A 16,128-nucleotide genomic window follows, 5' to 3' on the forward strand; every position below is an offset into this window, starting at 1 on the left:
GGCTCACCACGGCCCGAACACCCGGTCACCGGTGGCCGAGATCGCGGCGCACAGCTCGGCCAGGTCGGTCCCGGTGACCTCGGCCAGCAGCCGGACAGTGTGCGGGATCAGATAGGAGGCGTTGGGCCGGCCCCGGTGCGGCATCGGCGTCAGGTACGGCGCGTCGGTCTCCACCAGCATCTGCTCGACCGGCGTCACGGCGGCCGCGGCGCGCAGCCCGGCGGCGTTGCCGAAGGTCACCGTACCGGCGAAGCTGAGCACGAAACCGCGCCGCACGCAGTCGGCGGCGAAATCCGCGTCGCCGGAGAAGCAGTGCATCACCACGGTCTGCGGGGCGCCTTCGGAATCGAGCACCCGCAGCACGTCGGCGTGCGCGTCCCGGTCGTGGATCACCAGCGGCTTGCCGTACCGCTTGGCGATCGCGATGTGCGCCCGGAAGCTGGCCTGCTGCGCGGCGAGTCCGTCCGGCCCGGTCCGGAAGTGGTCCAGCCCGGTCTCGCCGATGCCGCGTACCCGATCGGCGGCGGCCAGCTCCTCGATTTCGCGCAGCGCCTCGTCCAGGTCGGTCAGTCGGGGTGCCTCGTTGGGGTGCAGGGCGACCGTGGCGACCACCGCCGGGCTGCCGGCCGCCAGTTCGGCGCCCCAGCGCGACGACTCCAGGTCGACACCGACCTGGACCAGCCGGTCGACGCCGACCGCTCCGGCCTGGGCGATCAGGGTGGCTACCGGGTCGCCGGTGGCCCGGCCGGGCACCGCCGGTTCGGCGACGGTCAGGTCCAGGTGGGTGTGGCTGTCGATCACCGGTACGGGCAGCGGATCGGGTGGCGGCGGGAACTCCCCGGCCCGGCGGGCGGCCCGTTGCCGGCGGGTCTCGGCTGGCTGCGTCATCATCGGACAGCATCACACGTCCCGCTCCGGCCGGTGCACCGGGCCACCCGGGCGGCACCGCCAATGGACATGCGGCGGCCACCGCGCGTTCACCCGAAGCAGTGACCCGGCAACTACCTTCGGCGACGTGACTCTGAGCTCTGCGCGTGGCGGCGTCGCCGATGCCCCGGCCGGCCTGCACGTCCGCTTCGAGGGTGCGGTCTACCCGGCTGAGGAGATCGCCCGGGGCGCCGCCTATCGGCTGGTCAGCATGGACCCGGTAGCCGGCTTCCAGCGCGACGGCCGGGGCCGCTGGTTCCGCCACGTGCATGCCAGCGAGGTCGGCCCGGTCTCCGGCGTGGGTATCTCCGCCGGCGGCACGGGTGCCTCCGGTGGCGGCGCGGGTGCCGACGACCGCACCGACGATCCGGGCGACAGCCCGCTGATGGCCCCGTTGACCCGGGCCGCCAGCTGGGCGGACGTACATCAGCTGAGTCAGACGCCGTCGGCCGCCGACCATCCGGCGATCACCGTGGTCCGGCGTACCGCGACGGTCCGACGCGGCACCCGGATGATGAAGGTACTTTCCGGCCGACAGGTGGCCGGCTTCCTGCGTGGCTGGGCACCGGCCGGTTTCTGCTACCGCGAGTACGACATCGCGCACCTGCGTACCCCGGCCGACCTGGCCCTGCTGCGCACCGACGACGAGGGCGGGCGGGACAGCCTGGAGGTGGCGTACGCGCTGCGCTGGCGGGCCATCGGCGCAGACGACTACGAGATCCCGACCGTGCCGGCGTACCAGGGGCTGGTGGCCATGCCGCCGCGGGACCGGATCGGCCCGCCGGTGCTCGGCACCGGGTTCACCCCGAGCGAGCGCCATCTGATCCCCGAGTTCGTCACCGCCGGCTGCACCGACCTGCCGATGCCGGCCAACGCCGCCCTGCTGGCGTACACCCCGGACGGTGCCGAGGTGGTGCTGTACACCTACCAGCCGGAGCAGCGCGGCTGGATCCGGATGGCCGGGCCGCAGCGACGACACCTGCTCGACGGGATCCCCGACGTCCCGTCCGACCAGGAGTACCTGCGCACCGGCGACCTGCCGCAGTCGACCCAGCTGGTCGGCACCCACGACGGCCAGACCTACGAGGCGGTCGCCGACCCGCCGCACGAGTTCCGGGTGCTGGCGATGACCCGGGCCGCTCGCTACCCGGTCGACTCGCTGGCCCGCCGGGTGCGGCTCGCCACCTGGCGCGACGCCCGCTGTCAGGTGCTGCGGCAGGATTCCGGGTGGAGCCGGCTGCGGCTGTGCCGGCCCACCCCGGAGGCGGTCGCGTCACTCGGCGCGCAGTGCTACGAACGCGGCGTGTACGAGGTGTGGGCACCGAGCGTGGAGATTTCCGACGAAGGCCCGACCGACCTGCCGTACCAGCTGTGAACCGGACTGCCAGTTGCAACCGGCTGTGTCAGTCGTGGGCCCGGCGGGAGCGCCGCGCTCACCCGGCGGCCAGGTGGGTCAGCTCGAAGGCGAAGTGGCCGGCGAAGACCAGCATGATCGCGCCGGACACCCGGTCGAACCAGGCGATCACCCGCGGCGTCAGGAAGCGACGCGCCTGGGCGGCACCGACCGCCAGGACCAGAAACCAGGTCCACGACGCGGAGAGCGTCCCGGCGGCGAACGTCGCCCGGGAGTCCGCCGGCTGGGCGATCACCGCTGCCCCGATCACCCCGACCATGTCGAGGATGGCGTGCGGGTTGAGCAGCGAGACGCTGACCGTACGCCCGACGACCTGACGGACCGACCCGGCCGCCGGCTCCGGCCCCGGCCCGCCCGGCGGGCCGACGGTGAGGTGCCCGCCGGCGGTACGGATGGACCGCACGCCCAGGTAGGTGAGGAAGACCACGCCGAAGACGAGCAGCGCCGGCCGCACGCCCGGCACGGTGGCGATCAGGCCGGACACGCCAGCGACCCCGGCGACGATCAGCAGCGTGTCGCAGCAGCCGGCGGCCAGCACCGCCCACAGCGCACGCGGCAGGCCGGCCGCCAACCCCTGGCTGACCACGAAGACGTTCTGCGGCCCGATCGGCATGATCAGGCCGAGGCCGAGCAGCAACCCGGCGAGGTAGTCGGTCACCCGGTCAGGCGGAGAGCCGGGCCAGCTCCTCGTCGACGATCGACTCGTCGAGCTTGCGGAACACCGGTTTCGGCGCGGCCAGCGGCCGACCGACCTCGACCGCAGTGGACTCCCACCGGGCACCGTCGCGGTAGTCGCCGGTGAGGATCGGGTACGCCGGCCCGGCGTCAAGGTCGTCGACCTCGACGATCCGGGGCATCGGCGCGTGTACGCCGGTGCCGCCGAGCAGCTCGTGGATCTTCTGCGCCGAGTGCGGCAGGAACGGGGTGAGCAGGGTGTTCGCGTCGGCGACCACCTGCAGGGCGACGTGCAGGACGGTGCCCATCCGGGGCTTGTCCGCCTCGCCCTTGAGCTTCCACGGGGCCTGGTCGGACAGGTACCGGTTGGCCTCGGCGACCACCCGCATCGCCTCACCGATGGCCTGCTTCTGCCGGTGCCGTTCGATCAGCGCGCCGACCGTGCCGAACGCGGCCCGGCTGGTCGCCAGCAGCGCCTCGTCGGCGGCGGTCAGCCCGGCCGGGTCGACCGGCGGGATCTCGCCGAAGTTCTTCGCGGCCATCGAGATCGACCGGTTGACCAGGTTGCCCCAGTCGTTGACCAGCTCGTCGTTGTTGCGGCGCCGGAACTCCGCCCAGGTGAAGTCGGTGTCCTGGCTCTCCGGCCCGGCCACGGCGATGAAGTAGCGCAGCGCGTCGGCGTCGTAGCGGGCCAGGAAGTCCCGCACGTAGATGACCACCTGGCGGGAGGAGGAGAACTTGCGCCCCTCCATGGTCAGAAACTCGCTGGAGACCACCTCGGTGGGCAGGTTGAGCCGGCCGAGCCGACCGGGCTCACCGCCGTGGTCGCCCTCGCCGGAGTAGCCGAGCAGCAGCGACGGCCAGATCACCGAGTGGAAGACGATGTTGTCCTTGCCCATGAAGTAGTAGCCACGGGCCTCCTCTCCGTCGGTGTCCGCGATCCACCAGCGGCGCCAGGCGTCCGGGTCACCGGACCGCCGGGCCCACTCGATCGAGGCCGACAGGTAGCCGATCACCGCGTCGAACCAGACGTAGATCCGCTTGTCGCCGCGCTCGCGCCAGCCGTCCAGCGGGATCGGCACGCCCCACTCCAGGTCCCGGGTGATCGCCCGGGGCTGCAGGTCGTCGAGCAGGTTACGGGAGAACCGCAGCACGTTGGGCCGCCAGCCGTCGCGGGTGTCCAGCCACTTGCCGAGTGCCTGGGCGAACGCCGGCAGGTCGAGGAAGAAATGCTCGGTCTCGACGAAGTTCGGCGTCTCCCCATTGATCTTGGAGCGCGGGTCGAGCAGCTGGACCGGGTCGAGCTGGTTGCCGCAGTTGTCGCACTGGTCGCCCCGGGCGGCGTCGTAGCCACAGATCGGGCAGGTGCCCTCGATGTAGCGGTCCGGCAGGGTGCGACCGGTCGACGGGGAGATCGCGCCGAGGGTGGTCTTCGCAACGATGTAGCCGTTGCGGTGCAACGTCTCGAACAGCTCCTGGACCACCCGGTAGTGGTTGCCGGTGGTGGTCCGGGTGAACAGGTCGTAGGACAGGCCGAGCCCGTGCAGGTCCTCGACGATCACCCGGTTGTACCGGTCGGCCAGCTCGCGCGGCTTGAGCCCTTCGCTGTCGGCCTGCACCTGGATCGGCGTGCCGTGCTCGTCGGTGCCGGAGATCATGAGCACGTCGTGACCGGCCATCCGCATGTACCGGCTGAACACGTCGGAGGGCACCCCGAAACCGGAGACGTGGCCGATGTGGCGGGGCCCGTTGGCGTAGGGCCAGGCGACCGCCGCGAGAACGTGACTCATGCGACCAGCCTAGTTAGTGTCACCAGGCGTACGCGAACGGGTTGCCGAGCCGCCCCACGGAGCGCGACACGCCTGGGGGGGTTCGCCCCGGCTCCACGTACCGGGGTGTCAAATGGCGGGGTGACCGGGGAACCCAGCATGCCGGAGTCCGACGGGCCGACGACCGCCCGACCCACCCGGGAGCCGGCGGGCGCTCCCGGGCAGCGTCGGCGGCGGCCGAGCCCCTGGGCGACCGCCGGACCGGAGGGCACCTGGTGGCACGGCGGCGAATCAGCCGCCGCCCAACCGGCCACGCCGGTGACCCCGGACGCCGACGAGCCGGCCGACCCCGGCGCACCAGCCGACGCCAATGCACCAGCCGGCACCGGCGAACCGAGTGCCGTCGCAGCGACCCGTGACGGCGGACCGGTGCGAACCGTGGCACCGGTAGCGGAGCAGCCGCCGGGCCGCCCGGTCGCCCGTCGACGGCGGACGCGGATCCGGCGGACCCGCCGGCCGGCGACCGGCATCGCCTGGATCCTGGTCGTCGCGGCGGCGGCGGCGTTCCTCGGCTGGGTCAGCGCCGAACCGCTGTGGCTGGCCGTCGGCCGGGGCGTCCCCGGCACCGCCACGGTCACCGACTGCACCGGCGACGGGTTGGGCCGACGGTGCCTCGGCGAGTTCGCCGCACAGACCGGCTTCACCGTCGACCGGGTACGGCTGTTCGGCGTACCACCGGTGGACCAGGCCGTCGGCGCCGAGCTGACCGCCCGGATGTTGCACCGCGAACGGGACACCGCGTACGTCGTGGCTGACCTGGTCGTGCTGCACCTGCGGTGGTCGGTCGGCTGGGGGCTGACCGTGCTGCTCGGCGTACTGCTGATCTGGGGCAGCGGTGCCCGCCGGCTGGCCAGCGCGGCGGCCCGCCGGGGCGCCACGGTCGCCGCGTTGCTGGCACCGGTCCTGCTGGCCGCCGGGTTCCTGGCCGCCGCCTGGAGCGTCTGACATCGACCAACCGGAGCAGGCATCGACCACCCGTAGCGCAGCGCATCGACGACCCGAAATATATTCTTCGGCGGGGAGGTCCCGCGACGTAGGGCGGCGGCCTACGATCACGGGGTGATCTCGGCGGCAGATTCGGACGCGGCAAGCGGTGAACCAGCGGTGACGGTGACAGCGGACCGGCCGGTCCGTCCACCGGACGCCGGCCCGACGGGCCCCCACCCGGGCGGCGCCGGAGCGTCGGGGCCGACCGGCGGGGTCGGGCTGCCGGCCGTGGTCCGCCGCCGGCTGGCACCGCTGGACAACTGGCTGGAGCCGTGGTCATGGCTGGCCACCGCCGTGGTGGTGACCATCGCCGGCGTACTGCGGCTGGTCAACCTGAGTCACCCGCCGGGCCAGATCTTCGACGAGCTCTACTACGCCAACGAGGCCAACGAGCTGCGCCAGTACGGCTTCGAGTGGGACGAGACCAACAACACCCCGGCGTACGTGGTGCATCCGCCGCTCGGCAAGTGGATCATCTCGCTGGGCGTCCGCTTGTTCGACTTCACCGAGTTCGGTTGGCGAATCTCGGCGGCGGTCGCCGGCATCCTGATGGTGCTGATCATCACCCGGACGGCCCGGCGGTTGTTCCGCTCCACCGTCCTCGGCTGCGTAGCCGGGCTGCTGCTCGCCCTGGACGGCTTCCATCTGGTGCTGTCCCGGACCGCCCTGCTCGACATCTTCCTCGCGTTCTTCGTGCTCGCCGCCTTCGCCGCGCTGGTCGTCGACCGGGACTGGAGCCGGCGACGGTGGCTGCGGGCGGTCGACGACGGGCTCGATCCGACTCTGCCGGGCCGCGCCGGCCGACCGCCGTTCGCCGTACCGTGGTGGCGGCTGATCGCGGCGCTGCTGCTCGGCTGCGGTCTCGCCGTCAAGTGGAGCGCGCTGTGGTTCATCCCGGTGTTCGGCCTGCTGGTGATCTGGTGGGAGGCCGGTGCCCGCCGGTCCGCAGGGGTCCGCCGGCCGTGGCTGGACGCGGCGCTCGGCGAGATCGGTTGGCTGGTCCTCGGCGGGGTGCTGATCCTCGGCACCTACCTCGCCAGCTGGTCGGGCTGGCTGGCGACCGACGGCGGCTACCTGCGGCACTGGCGGGCGGACAACGGCATGTCCGAGGCGCCGGTCATCGGCGCCCTGCAGAACCTCTGGCATTACCACACCCAGGCGTACGGCTTCCACAGCACATTGGAGACGGAGCACCGCTACCAGTCGTGGCCGTGGCAGTGGCTGCTGCTGGGCCGCCCGGTCGCCTTCCACTGGACCGATCAAACCGCCTGCGGAGCACCCAGCTGCGCCGAGGAGGTACTGCTGCTCGGCACTCCGCTGCTCTGGTGGTCGTTCCTGCCGGCCCTGGCGGCGCTGGTCTGGCTCGGTATCGCCCGGCGGGACTGGCGGGCCGGTGCGATCCTCGCCGGAGTGGCCGCCGGGCTGCTGCCCTGGTTCTACTACGCCACCGAGGGCCGGACGATGTTCTCCTTCTACACCGCGCCAGCGCTGCCGTTCCTGATCCTCGCGGTGACCTATGTGCTCGGCGCGATCGTCACACCGTCGGGTGGGACTGCGGTCGGCGATCCGGCCGGCAACGACCGACGGCTGGTCGGCGCGGTGGTCGCCGGCACCTACGTTCTGCTGGTCGCCGTCTGCTTTGCATACTTCTACCCGATCTTCGTCGGTGAGCCGCTGCCGTACGAGGACTGGTCGGCGCGGATGTGGCTCGGCGGACGCTGGATCTGACCATCACGGCCGGCCCGCTCCCCGTCCGGCGGTCGACGACCGCCGGACGGGTGCCGTCAGCCGATCGTGGACTCACCTGACCCAGGTCTCCACTGTGATCAGCAGCGTCGACTGAGACAGCAGGTGGGCGAGGGTGCCGGAGAGCGTTGGAAGACAAAAGAAGCGCGCCCCGATCGCCTGCCACGGGGGAAGCGGGCGATAGGGGCGCGCATGAAAAGCTTAACCAGGTCGACCCCTGCCGCACAACGGGCCAGGCAAGGCTAGTTTGCGGTTCAGCACGGAACGGAACAACCACCAAAAGCGACATCCACTGTCATAGTCAGCGAAAGCGGCGGCGGAGGCTGCGTCGGTTCTGCCCCGGCGCGCTGCGGTCGATCCGGCGAAGCGCCAGCTCCGAGTCACGGTGACGCTGATCAGCCAGATCACTGAAAGTCAGCACCAGGCCGCGTACCCCCGGCACCCGCCGCAGATCCCGGCACCGTACCTCGAGCAGCACGTGACTGCCGTCCGGCCGGCGCAGCACCCACCGGTCACCCACCGCCGAACCGTCGTCCCGGTCACCGGCCGCGCCGAGGGTCCGGGACACCTGCGCCTGATCGGCGGGGTGCACCAAATCCCGCCAGTCGGCGAGGACCGCCGGCTCGACCCCGAACAACCGGCTGCACGGCGGACTCGCGTACCGGATCCGGTCGTCAGCTCCGACGATCACCACCGCGTCGCCGACGGTGCCCGCGACCAGATTGAAGTACCGGTCCCGGTCCCGCCGGGCGGCGTCCTCGGTCGCGGCGATCCGGTGCAGGGCCAGCGCCGCCTGAGCGGCAACCACCTCGATCGCGTCCCGGCTGGCGGCCAGCACCCCGTCAGCCGCCCCGACCAGCAGCGCGGTACCGGTCCCGCCGGACGGGGTCGGCGCGGCCAGGCCGGCCACCAGGGCGGCCGGTGCCGGGGCGAGCCGGTCGGCCAAATCGGGATGCAACAGCCGGATCGGCATGATCCGGGTACGCCGTCGCGCCGCAGCCACCGGCAACGGGTCGTCAACGACGACCTGTGGCTGCCAGTCGGCCACCGGCTCCGGGTCGGGCGGCTCGCCGCCGGCCCCCGCCACCGGGCGGCGCACGGCGAACAGGACCTGGTGATCGGTCCCGGCCGGCAGCAGCTCTCCGACCGACCGGCGGACCATCTCGGCCACCTGCGCGATCGTGGTGGCCGACAGCAGCCGCGTCCCGACCCTGCGCAGCGACCGTTCCCGGTGCACCGCGGCCCGGTGCCCGGCCACCGAATCGACCACCCGGGTCACCGCGAGCATCGTGGTGAGACCGGCCGCCGCAGCGGTCACCAACCCGTCGGGCAGCTCGGCCGGCTCTGCGGCGAACGCCTGGATCACCAACAGGAACGGCACCGTCAGGCAGGTGATCGTCAACAGACCTACCCGCATCGCGGCGACGTCGTCCGGGCCCGGGTCGGACCGGGTGGCGAGCCGAGCCATGTTCGGGTGCAGGGCGGCGACACCCCAGCTGACGTAGAACACGTACCAGCCGAGTTCGGCCGGGTGCCCCGGCTGCCAGCCGGCGTTGAGTTCGGCGGCCGCGTACCAGACGTCGGCGGTCAGCATGCCGGCCGCGCCGACCGCCAGCCCGATCACCGTCGGATCCCGCCAGGCGGCGACCGCCAGGCGCAGCATCACCACGACGACCAGCACCCCACCGAGGCCGTGTACGGCCAGCAGCGCCTTCTCCACCGCCGGCAGATCCACATCGGTCACCGCCGGGCCGACCACCAGGGTCCAGGTGACCAGACCGGTCACCACGACCAGCACCAGCGTGTCCAGCAGAGCGGACCGGTCCCGCAACGACACCGTGGTCCGGGTCAGACTGAGCACCCCGGCCGCGAGCAGGCCGAAGGTCGCCAGGTAGGCGGCGTCGGCGATCAACGACAGAACCTCGCCGACAGCACCCGCCGTACGCCGCGACAACTCGTAGTGGACGTCGCCGACCGCCAGCGCCCCGGCGCCGCCGGCCAGCAGCAGCCAGGGAAGCCGGCGAGGCGGCCGGTGCCGGTGGATTCCCCAACCGACCGCGGCCACGCTGACCACGCCGATCGCCCCCCACCAGACGGCGGCGGCAGCCGGGGCCTCGAAGACCGCCGCGCCAAGAACAGCCTGCACCGCGAGGTAACCGGTCAGGACGCGCCGTGGCACCGGGACTCCTCCAACAAGATCGGCCGGCCGCCCGGACCGCAGACCGCGCCGACCCCCGGCTACAGCATGAGGGCCGGCGCGGGCCGGCACAACATCGGCTCGGGCAGCAGTACGCGGAACACGGCACCACCGCCCGGCCGGTCGTACAGCTCGATCCGGCCGGCGTGACCGTCCACGATCGCCGCGACGATCGCCAGCCCGAGGCCGGAGCCGCCGCCCCGCGCCCGGGTACGACTGGGATCCACCCGGTACAGCCGCTCGAAGACCCGCCCGGCATGCGCCGCCGGCACGCCGGGACCGGTGTCGGTCACCTCGATCACCGCAACCGGCGCGTCCGCCGGCAGGTCCCGCCCGACCGCCGCGAGCGGCCGGTCCGACGGGGCACCGCCAGCGCCGGCCGGCAGATACCCCACCCGTACGGTGATCTCGGCCGCCGGCGGGGTGTGCTGCAGCGCGTTCGCCACCAGGTTGACGGCCACCTGGCGCAGCGCCGGCTCGTCCCCCGGCACCGAGACCGGCTGCAGTTCGGGTGCGACCGGCTGCAGGTCGGGTGCGGTGGAGCCGACCGGTCCGGCCGGTGCCATCCGGACCCGACGGTCGGGAGCCCGGGCGGAGGCGTCGCGGATCGTGTCGGCGGCGACCGCGAGCAGATCCACCGGTCGACGCACCGGCTGCCGACGCTGGTCGAGCCGGGCCAGCAGCAGCAGGTCCTCCACCAGCAGCCCCATCCGGGCCGCCTCCGCCTCGATCCGGCGCATCGCCTCGTCGAGTTCCGGGCCGGGCGTCGCCCCGCCCCGCCGGTACAGTTCGGCGAATCCCCGGATCGAGGTGAGCGGGGTGCGCAGTTCGTGCGACGCGTCCGCGACGAACTGCCGGAGTCGCTGCTCCGAGGCGGTCCGGGCGGCGACCTCGGCCCCGATCCGGTCGAGCATCGAGTTCAGCGCGCCGCCGAGCCGGCCGACCTCGGTGTGCGGGTCGGCGTCGAGCACCCGCCGGGCCAGGTTGCCGCCGGTGATCTCGGCGGCGATGCGTTCCATCCGGGTCAGCGGGCGCAGCCCGAGCCGGACCGTCGCGGCGGCGACCAGACCGAGCAGCACCAGGATCAGCAGCACCACCACGGCGTCGATCATGAGCAGCGTGTCGGCGGTCGCGTCGACCTGGCGCAGCGAGACGCCGACCACCGCGAGCCCGCCGTCGGCGCGCGGCACCGCGAGCACCCGCCAGGACCCGTCACCGTCGGCGGCGGGCACCGTGAACGGGCGCCGGACAGCGGCCCGCTCGACCAGCGCCGGATAGTCGTCCAACTCGGGCAGGGCGGCGTCCGGGTCGGAGGAGAACTGCTGGGTGAGGGTCCCGTCGGCGGCGTACAGCAGGACCGACTGGGCCGGTTGCAGGGAGGCGCCGGGGAACAACCGGGGTCGGGGACCGTCCTGGTCGATGGTGGGCGGCGCGGGCCCGGCGTACGGTCGGCTCATCAGCCGCAACTGTTCGTCGAGCCGGTCGGTCAGGCTCTGCCGCAGCAGGACCAGACCGGCCGTGTTGGCCAGCAGCAGGGCGACGGCGGTGAGGACCGCGGTGGCCAGCACCAGCCGGGACCGCAGCGTCCAGTGCGACCACCGCCGTACGGTGATCCGGGATCGGAACCGGTTCAGGTGCCGCATCAGACACCGCCCGACCGGGGCAGTCGCAGCGTGTAGCCGACCCCCCGGACGGTGTGGATCAGCGCCGGCTCATGCTGGTCGATCTTCTTACGCAGGTAGTAGACGTACGACTCGACGATCCGGCCGTCGCCGTCGAAGTCGTAGCTCCACACCCGGTCCAGAATCTGGCTCTTGCTGACCACCCGGCCGGCGTTGACCAGCAGATACCGCAGCAGGTTGAACTCGGTCGGCGACAGATCGACGCGCTGGCCGGCCCGGCGTACCTCGTGGGCGTCCTCGTCGAGCTCCAGATCGGCGTAGCGCAGCACCCGGTCGGTCGGCTCGGGCTCGTCGACGACGCCGCTGCGCCGCAGGATCGCCCGGATCCGCAGCACCACCTCCTCCAGGCTGAACGGCTTGGCGACGTAGTCGTCGGCTCCGACGGTCAGCCCGGCGATCCGGTCCTGCACCGCGTCCCGCGCGGTCAGGAACAGCACGGGTACGTGCCGGCGGCCGCCCCGGCGCATCGTCCGGGCCACCTCGAAGCCGTCCAGATCCGGCATCATCACGTCGAGGACCACCAGATCCGGCTCGAACTCCTCGATCGCCACCAGGGCGGCGCGGCCGCCGTCCACCGCTCGGACGTCGAACCGGATCAGCCGCAACGTGGCGGCGAGCAGGGCGCAGATGTTCGGCTCGTCGTCGACGACCAGGATCCGGGGAGCCCGGTCCGGTCCGGCGTCGGCTACCTGGCCGATCTCGGCGGGTGAGGTCATCCGCCATGCATACCGGCGCAGTCTCGGAGCCGGCTGGGAGCCGGCTGTGGGGTGGCCGGGCAAGCACAGGCACCAACGGACGCGCTTCGGTCATCGGCCGTTCGCCTCAACTTCACATCCCGTTCCGAGGTTGTTTTGATCTGCGCGGTGTTTCCTCACCTTCGCACCGAATCCGCCCTACCTGAAGGTGAGGACCTGCCCATGCGACCCGAATCGGCACCGCCGACGACGACCGGACCAGGACCGGACGACCGGGCCGGCCACGGTACGGACGACCGGGCCGGTCACGCGCTGCGGGGCGTCACCCGGCTGCACGCGTTCAACCGGTACGAGATCAAGTACCTGGTCGACAACGCGGCGGTACCGGCACTGCGTGACCAACTCGCCCGCCGACTCGACCGGGACAGCCATGCCGGGACCACCGGGTACGGGGTGTGGAGCCTCTACTACGACACCGACGACCTGCGGTTCTACTGGGAGAAGATCGAGGGGCTGCGGTTCCGCCGCAAACTGCGGATCCGGCACTACGGCGACCGGACCGGCATCGACGACGACACCACCGTCCACGTCGAGATCAAGCAGCGGGTCAACCGGGTCACCCAGAAACGGCGGATCGCGCTGCCGTACCGACTGGCCCGTCAACTGTGCGACGGCCGCGCCATGATCGACCACACCGAGCCGCAGCGGGGCTTCGTGCAGGAGGTCCTCGGCCTGGTCAGCGGCCTGGACCTGCGCCCGGTGGCGATCACCGGCTACCACCGGCAGGCGTTCGTCGGCACCGGTGCCGATCTCGGCCTGCGGGTCACCCTGGACACCCGGGTCCGGGGTCGGGACCGTGATCTGCACCTGGGCGTCGACGCCGAAAATCGGTTCATCGTCCCGCCGTGGCGTTCGATCATGGAGGTGAAGGCGAACGAACGGGTCCCGTACTGGCTGACCGACCTCGCTGCGCAGGCCGACCTGTCGGTCGTGCGGGTCAGCAAGTACTGCCAGTGTGTCGAGGCGTTCGGGCGGGCCCCGCGGTCGGTGTTCCATCTGCCGGCCGACGCGCCACCACCGCCTCCGGACCGGCCGGCCGGCGAACTGCTGGCCGTCGGCGCGAGCGGCGGGCGGGCCTGACATGGACATCACCTTCCAGGACCTGTCCAGCACGTTCAGCCTCGGCGACATCGCCGCGTCGCTGGCGCTGTCCTTCGTGCTCAGCGCAGTCATCGGCTGGGTCTACCGGGCCACCCACCGCAACGTGTCGTACAGCCAGTCGTACGTTCAGACACTGATCATCCTCGGCATGCTGATCTCGTTGATCATGCTGGTCGTCGGCTCCAACATCGCCCGGGCCTTCGCCCTGGTCGGCGCGCTGTCCGTGGTCCGGTTCCGCAACGCGATCAAGGAGACCCGCGACGTCGGCTTCATCTTCCTGGTGATGGGCGTCGGCATGGCCTGCGGCACCCGGTTCTACCTGCTCGCGGTGATCGCCACGGTCGCGATCTGCCTGATCATCGGGGTGATGTACCGCTTCAACTGGTTCGCGCTCAACGTGCAACGCCAGGTGGTGAAGGTGCAGGTGCCACCGGACCGCGACCACACGCACGCCGTACAGGACGTGCTGCTGCGGCTGACCACCGAGTTCGAGCTGGTCAGCATCGAGTCGATCCGGGGCGGAGCGCTGACCGAGCTGATGTACACGGTCAGGTTGAGCAAGGGCACCGAGCCGGGCGAACTGATCGCGGCGTTGAGCGAACTGACCGGCGGCCAGCGGGTCACGGTGCTCACCGGCTACGACCAGACGGACCTGTGATGAGCGGTACACCGTCCACCCCGAATCCACCGGCCGTGCCGCCGGGCGCTGTGCCGAAGCACCGGTTACGGCACCGGATCCCGCTGCGCATCCGGCACAACTACCGGCTGCTGGCCAGCTGCGCGGTATTCCTGCTGGTGGTCACGGTCGTGCTGGGCAGCACCCGGATCCGGCCGTACGTCACCAGCGCGGCCGACGCCGCGACCGACCTGGTGACGGTCGACATCGCCGGCACCATTGACCTGTTCGACCCAACGGTGGCCCACGAGATCTCGCTGGTCTTCGCCGACGCCGACTACCAGCGGATGCTCGACGCCTACTTCGACGACGGCGAGAAGGAGTACCTCGAGGCGGACCTGGTGGTCGACTCGACCACGATCCCGAGCGTGGGAATCCGGCTCAAAGGCAACTCCACCCTGTCCGGTCTGACCCGCGACGGTGAGACCGCGCAACGCGGCGGGGCCGCCCCCGACGGCGGACAGTTCGGTGCAGGGCAGCGACCCGACGGTGGGCAGGGACAGCAGCAGGGCGCAGGCGGGCCGGGCGGCGGCATGGGCCGGGCCGGGCTGGCCGCCGAGGAACCGGAGAACCTGCCCTGGCTGATCAGCTTCGACACGTTTGTCGAGGGACGGCGCTACCAGGGACTACAGGAGATCGCAGTGCGGGTCGGCGGAATGGGTGGCGGTAGCGCCGTGGCCAACGAGGCCCTCGCCCTGTCGTTGCTCGATACCGCCGGGATGGCCACCCAGCGGTACGCGTACAGCGCGTTCACGGTCAACGACCGGCCCACCACCGCCCGCCTCGTGGTGGAACACCCCGACGAGCACTACGCCGCCGGGCTGGGTGACAGTGGCGTGCTCTACAAGTCGTTGGCCGGCGGTTCGTTCACCTACCGGGGCGAGGATCCGGTCGAGTACCAGGACGACTTCAAGCAGATCAACCTCACCGGAAGCCAGGACCTGCAGCCGGTGATCAACCTGATCCGCTGGGTGTCCGAGGCGTCCGACGACGAGTTCGACGACGAGCTGGCCGATCACGTCGACGTCGAGTCGTTCGCCCGCTACGTCGCCGCCCAGAACCTGCTGCTCAACTTCGACGACATGGCCGGTCCCGGCCGCAACTACTACCTTTGGTACGACCTGGCCACCCGGAAGTTCACGGTGGTCAGCTGGGACCACAACCTGACCTTCAGTGGCGACGCCACCCTCGGGCCGCAGGACGCGGTGACCATGGGCGGCGGCCGGTTCGGTGGTGGCGACGGCGGTGCCACGCCGCAGAACGGCACGGCACCACAGGACAGGTTCCAGCCACCCGACGGATTCCAGCCACCCGACAGGGCCGGCTCCGGGCCGGCGCCGCAGGGCGGCGGTCCCGGCCGGTCGGCCGGGCACCCGCTCAAGGAACGGTTCCTGGCCAGCGACGCGTTCACCGAAGTGTACGAGGCCGCGTACCGCGATCTCTATCAGCGGATGTTCGCCAGCGGCGCGGCGACGGCCGCGCTGGACGGCCTGGCCGCCGTCCTGGCAACCGTCGACGGTCAGGACGGCTCGGCGGTCGCGACCGAGCTGGAACAGCTGCGGACCACGGTCGAGCAACGGACGGAAAGCCTGCGCGATCAGGTGTGAGTGGCGCCTGACGGCCGTAGAGTCGGTGACCGTAGGCGACCAATCGACCCGTCGCCCGCTGGAAGGAGCTCCGTCGATGGCCAAGCCGCCGATGCCGCAACACCTGGTCGAAATGCTGGGCCGGCCGAACCCGTCGGTGATGGGTACGGTGAGCCCGAGCGGCACGCCGGTGACCGTCGCCACCTGGTACCTGTGGGACGACGGCCGGGTGCTGCTCAACCTGGACGCCGGACGCAAGCGGCTGGAGCATCTGCGGGCCGACCCACGGGTGTCGCTGACCGTGCTGGACGGCGACTCCTGGTACCGGCATGTCAGTCTGCACGGCAGGGTGACCATCGAGCCGGACCCCGAGCTGGCCGGGATCGACCGACTCGCCCGGCACTACACCGGGGACCGCTACCCGAACCGGGAGCGTCCCCGGGTGTCCGCCTGGCTGACCGTGGAGTCCTACCACGCCTGGGGCTTCGACCGCTGAACCTCCGCTCCCAGCGGACCGCCCACCGGTGCACGGGTCACGGCCCGTTCAGGCCGG

The 16,128-nt window shown here is 71.8% G+C and carries 13 protein-coding genes; 7 read left to right on the top strand and 6 right to left on the bottom strand.

Annotated features, from left to right (window positions below):
- Nucleotides 1-3 precede the first annotated feature (3 nt).
- A complete protein-coding gene (locus tag O7621_RS00725; RefSeq protein WP_282232271.1) occupies nucleotides 4-888 on the bottom strand; it encodes a TatD family hydrolase in 885 nt (294 codons plus the stop codon).
- A 127-nt stretch (nucleotides 889-1,015) separates the two neighbouring features.
- Between O7621_RS00725 and O7621_RS00730 the strand changes: the two genes are divergently transcribed.
- The gene (locus O7621_RS00730) at nucleotides 1,016-2,302 is read left to right on the top strand and encodes a hypothetical protein (RefSeq protein WP_282232272.1); all 1,287 of its coding nucleotides are present in this window, start codon (nucleotides 1,016-1,018) and stop codon (nucleotides 2,300-2,302) included.
- 58 nt (nucleotides 2,303-2,360) lie between these two features.
- Here the strand turns inward: O7621_RS00730 and O7621_RS00735 are convergent, their stop codons facing one another.
- A complete protein-coding gene (locus O7621_RS00735; RefSeq protein ID WP_282232273.1) occupies nucleotides 2,361-2,999 on the bottom strand; it encodes a LysE family transporter in 639 nt (212 codons plus the stop codon).
- A gap of 4 nt (nucleotides 3,000-3,003) precedes the next feature.
- Entirely contained in the window at nucleotides 3,004-4,806 is a 1,803-nt protein-coding gene (gene metG / locus O7621_RS00740; RefSeq protein WP_282232274.1) for a methionine--tRNA ligase, read from the bottom strand.
- A 138-nt stretch (nucleotides 4,807-4,944) separates the two neighbouring features.
- Here metG and O7621_RS00745 point away from each other — a divergent pair, with 138 nt between their 5' ends.
- On the top strand, nucleotides 4,945-5,790 hold the full coding sequence (locus tag O7621_RS00745) for a hypothetical protein (RefSeq protein ID WP_282232275.1): 846 nt from the start codon (nucleotides 4,945-4,947) through the stop codon (nucleotides 5,788-5,790).
- 261 nt (nucleotides 5,791-6,051) lie between these two features.
- Complete coding sequence (locus tag O7621_RS00750) at nucleotides 6,052-7,560, top strand: phospholipid carrier-dependent glycosyltransferase (RefSeq protein WP_282234803.1); 1,509 nt, start codon at nucleotides 6,052-6,054, stop codon at nucleotides 7,558-7,560.
- Between the two features lie 319 nt (nucleotides 7,561-7,879).
- Here O7621_RS00750 and O7621_RS00755 read toward each other — a convergent pair whose 3' ends face one another.
- The 3 genes from O7621_RS00755 to O7621_RS00765 are packed head-to-tail and all read right to left on the bottom strand — an operon-like array spanning nucleotide 7,880 to nucleotide 12,173.
- Entirely contained in the window at nucleotides 7,880-9,757 is a 1,878-nt protein-coding gene (locus O7621_RS00755; RefSeq protein ID WP_282232276.1) for a PAS domain-containing protein, read from the bottom strand.
- Nucleotides 9,758-9,816: 59 nt separating this feature from the next.
- Nucleotides 9,817-11,418 carry a HAMP domain-containing sensor histidine kinase gene (locus tag O7621_RS00760; protein WP_282232277.1) on the bottom strand — a complete coding sequence of 534 codons (1,602 nt, stop codon included), beginning with the start codon at nucleotides 11,416-11,418 and terminating at the stop codon, nucleotides 9,817-9,819.
- A complete protein-coding gene (locus O7621_RS00765) occupies nucleotides 11,418-12,173 on the bottom strand; it encodes a response regulator transcription factor (RefSeq protein WP_282232278.1) in 756 nt (251 codons plus the stop codon). The genes O7621_RS00760 and O7621_RS00765 overlap by 1 nt, the downstream gene beginning before the upstream one ends.
- Before the next feature lie 201 nt (nucleotides 12,174-12,374).
- On the opposite strand from O7621_RS00765, the gene O7621_RS00770 reads away from it, so the two are divergent.
- From O7621_RS00770 to O7621_RS00785, 4 genes are all read left to right on the top strand, one after another.
- Nucleotides 12,375-13,292, top strand: a complete 918-nt coding sequence (locus O7621_RS00770) for a polyphosphate polymerase domain-containing protein (protein WP_281553138.1) — start codon at nucleotides 12,375-12,377, stop codon at nucleotides 13,290-13,292.
- A gap of 1 nt (nucleotide 13,293) precedes the next feature.
- A complete protein-coding gene (locus O7621_RS00775) occupies nucleotides 13,294-13,971 on the top strand; it encodes a DUF4956 domain-containing protein (RefSeq protein WP_282232279.1) in 678 nt (225 codons plus the stop codon).
- Nucleotides 13,971-15,596 (top strand): CotH kinase family protein, encoded by a 1,626-nt coding sequence (locus O7621_RS00780; RefSeq protein WP_282232280.1) that lies wholly within the window; start codon nucleotides 13,971-13,973, stop codon nucleotides 15,594-15,596. Before O7621_RS00775 ends, O7621_RS00780 begins: the two co-directional genes overlap by 1 nt.
- Nucleotides 15,597-15,672: 76 nt before the next feature.
- Nucleotides 15,673-16,071 carry a PPOX class F420-dependent oxidoreductase gene (locus O7621_RS00785; protein ID WP_282232281.1) on the top strand — a complete coding sequence of 133 codons (399 nt, stop codon included), beginning with the start codon at nucleotides 15,673-15,675 and terminating at the stop codon, nucleotides 16,069-16,071.
- The last annotated feature ends 57 nt before the right edge of the window (nucleotides 16,072-16,128 follow it).

The sequence above is a fragment of the Solwaraspora sp. WMMD937 genome, from assembly GCF_029581175.1.
Classification (GTDB): Bacteria; Actinomycetota; Actinomycetes; order Mycobacteriales; family Micromonosporaceae; genus Micromonospora_E.

Excerpts from the sequence above, each read along its gene's own strand:
- O7621_RS00725 (WP_282232271.1), bottom strand. The coding sequence starts at position 888 with ATGACGCAGCCAGCCGAGACCCGCCGGCAACGGGCCGCCCGCCGGGCC.
- metG (WP_282232274.1), bottom strand. The coding sequence starts at position 4,806 with ATGAGTCACGTTCTCGCGGCGGTCGCCTGGCCCTACGCCAACGGGCCC.
- O7621_RS00745 (WP_282232275.1), top strand. The coding sequence starts at position 4,945 with ATGCCGGAGTCCGACGGGCCGACGACCGCCCGACCCACCCGGGAGCCG.
- O7621_RS00760 (WP_282232277.1), bottom strand. The coding sequence starts at position 11,418 with ATGCGGCACCTGAACCGGTTCCGATCCCGGATCACCGTACGGCGGTGG.
- O7621_RS00765 (WP_282232278.1), bottom strand. The coding sequence starts at position 12,173 with ATGACCTCACCCGCCGAGATCGGCCAGGTAGCCGACGCCGGACCGGAC.
- O7621_RS00770 (WP_281553138.1), top strand. The coding sequence starts at position 12,375 with ATGCGACCCGAATCGGCACCGCCGACGACGACCGGACCAGGACCGGAC.
- O7621_RS00775 (WP_282232279.1), top strand. The coding sequence starts at position 13,294 with ATGGACATCACCTTCCAGGACCTGTCCAGCACGTTCAGCCTCGGCGAC.
- O7621_RS00780 (WP_282232280.1), top strand. The coding sequence starts at position 13,971 with ATGAGCGGTACACCGTCCACCCCGAATCCACCGGCCGTGCCGCCGGGC.
- O7621_RS00785 (WP_282232281.1), top strand. The coding sequence starts at position 15,673 with ATGGCCAAGCCGCCGATGCCGCAACACCTGGTCGAAATGCTGGGCCGG.